Annotated in this window: 2 protein-coding genes; both read left to right on the top strand. The window is 69.7% G+C overall.

All coding sequences use genetic code 11. The annotated features are described in order from the left end of the window. Positions 1–326: 326 nt before the first annotated feature. Positions 327–2,141 (top strand): autotransporter assembly complex protein TamA, encoded by a 1,815-nt coding sequence (locus tag B8460_RS13490; RefSeq protein ID WP_048862128.1) that lies wholly within the window; start codon positions 327–329, stop codon positions 2,139–2,141. Continuing rightward, a partial coding sequence (locus B8460_RS13485; RefSeq protein ID WP_048862127.1) for a hypothetical protein occupies positions 2,141–2,493 on the top strand: 353 nt, incomplete at its 3' end. The genes B8460_RS13490 and B8460_RS13485, both read left to right, overlap by 1 nt.

Genomic DNA, 2,493 nt, shown 5'->3' with positions numbered 1-2,493 from the left:
GCGGCCAGCCGTCGGTCTCGCCGGCGCGGGCCGCGCCGCGCACGAGCCGTGCGCTCATGATGCGCCGCAGGGGAGCGGCTGCCGCCCCCGCCGTGCCGCCGGCCGACCCGTGCTGTGCCGTGCTTTCCATCACTGTCTCGGATAGCCGTGGCGGGGCGGCGGGACAACGATGGATTTGTTATCCTTGCGCGACGTGCAATTCGTGAGCATGGCCGGCGACAAAGCCGTGCAAACCGCGCGGGGCACGCTACAAAAGCTTAATGCGAGTCTCTCCCCGGCCACCTCCCTGGCGGTCCGGCGCCACGACCCGTCTCTGCCTCGGCGCCTTGCTGGTCGCTTCCCTGTCCGTGCTGCCCATCGCCCGCTCGCGTGGTGCCGATCCGCAGCCATACACGGTCGATATCGCCAAAAGCGGGCACGAAACGGTCGACTCCGCCCTTCAGGCGAGTTCCAACCTGATTTCTCTGCGCACCGTCGCGCCCGTCGGCCCGTTCGCGCTGATCGGCCGCGCCCTGACCGATCGCGACCGCTTCCTCGCGGCGCTGCACGGCCTTGGCTACTACAAGGGAACGGTCCGTATACGCATCGACGGCCATCCGCTCGACGAGGCCGGTCTCGCGGACCTGCTGCAGCGCCGCGCCGCCGATCCGCCGGCCAAGGTCACGGTCGCGGTGACGACGGGACCGCTGTTTCATCTCGGCAAGGTGAAGATCGACGGCACGGTGCCGGCGGCGGCGGCGGCCAAGCTCGCGCTCAAGCCGGGCGCGCCCGCCGTCGCCTCCGACGTGCTGGCGGCGCAGGGGCGGCTGCGCGAGGCGCTGCGCGAGGAGGGCTATGCCTTCGCCAAGGTGGCGGAGCCGATCGCCATCCTGCATGACGAGACCGACACGCTCGACGTCGCCTTTCCGACCACGACGGGGCGGCGCGTCGATCTCGGCCCGATCACGCTCACGGGGCTGCAGGAAACCAATCCCGCCTATATCCGTCGCCGGCTGCTGGTGCATCAGGGCGAGCAATACAGCCCGACCACCATCGAGTCGGCCCGCGCGGACCTCGTCAACACCGGCATCTTCTCGACCGTGCGGGCGGAGCCGGCGGACACGACCGACGCGGACGGGCAGCTGCCGCTCGACTTCACGTTCAAGGAGCGGCCGCGCCACGCCGTCTCCTTCGGCGCCGCCTATTCGACCGATCTCGGCATCATGACCAACGCGAGCTGGATATACCGCAACGTGTTCGGCAACGGCGAGTCGCTGAACTTCACGGCGGGCCTGACCGGCGGCGGCACCGCGCAGATCGCGCCGGGCTACAGCGTCAACCTGCAATTCCTCAAGCCCGACTTCCTGGAACGCGACCTGACGCTGCAGGCGGATGTCGGCGCGGTGAAGGAGGATCTGATCTCGTATAACCGGACGGCGCTCGTGGCCGACGCGCTGCTGCTGAAGAAGTTCTCCGCCCACTGGACCGGCAGCGTCGGCGTGTCGGGCGAGACGGAGCAGATCACGCAGGAATACACCAACCGCGACTACACGCTCGTCGGCCTGCCGGTCAGCGCGCGGTTCGACAACACCGACAACCTGCTGGAGCCGACCGACGGCGTGCGCATCAACGCCAACGTGACGCCGACCGAATCCGTCGGCGGCGCTAATGCGACCTTCGTGCTGATGCAGGGCAGCGTCTCGACCTATCTCGATGTCTCGTCGCTGTGGGGGGATAAAGGCAAGTCGATCATCGCGCTGCGCGCCCTCGCCGGCGACGCCGAGGGCGCCTCGCAGTTCCAGTTGCCGCCGGACAAACGATTCTATGCGGGCGGCAGCGACACGGTCCGCGGCTATCGCTACCAGTCGGTCGGGCCACGCTTCCCGGACAACTACCCGCAGGGCGGGACGGCCGTCTCGGCGGCGACGATCGAGTTGCGCCAGCACGTCTATGGCAATTTCGGCGCGGCAGCGTTTCTCGACGTCGGCGAGGTCACGGCCAACGGCCCGCCGCTCGCCGGCACCTACTATATGGGCGCGGGCGTCGGCGCGCGGTACTACACGAGCATCGGTCCGCTGCGCGTCGACGTCGCGGTGCCGCTCGACCGGCGGCCGGGGGACGATCCGCTGGAAGTCTATATCGGCATCGGGGAGGCGTTCTGATGCGCCGTGCGGGCCGGATCATCGCGAAGACGCTGCTGTGGCTGCTCATCGTCGCGATCGGGCTGCCGGTCGTGCTGGTGGGCGCGGTGTTCGTCCTGCTGAACACCGATTTCGGCCGGCGGCAGGTGGAGACGCGGCTGCCGGGCCTGACCGGCGGGATGGTGACGATCAGCGGCCTGTCCGGCCGCTTTCCGGACGCGCTACGCGTCGCGCATATCGGCATCCGCGACGCGCGCGGGGCTTGGCTGACGATCGACGACGCGGCGCTCGACTGGTCACCGAGCGCGCTGGTCGGGCGCGTGCTGCGCATCGACCGGCTGGCCGCCGCGCGCATCGACGTCGCGCGCCTGCC

The organism is Acidisphaera rubrifaciens HS-AP3 (assembly GCF_000964365.1).
Classification (GTDB): Bacteria; Pseudomonadota; Alphaproteobacteria; order Acetobacterales; family Acetobacteraceae; genus Acidisphaera; species Acidisphaera rubrifaciens.
Note: the sequence above shows the minus strand (reverse complement) of the source record. Positions and strands in the feature narration are given on the sequence as shown.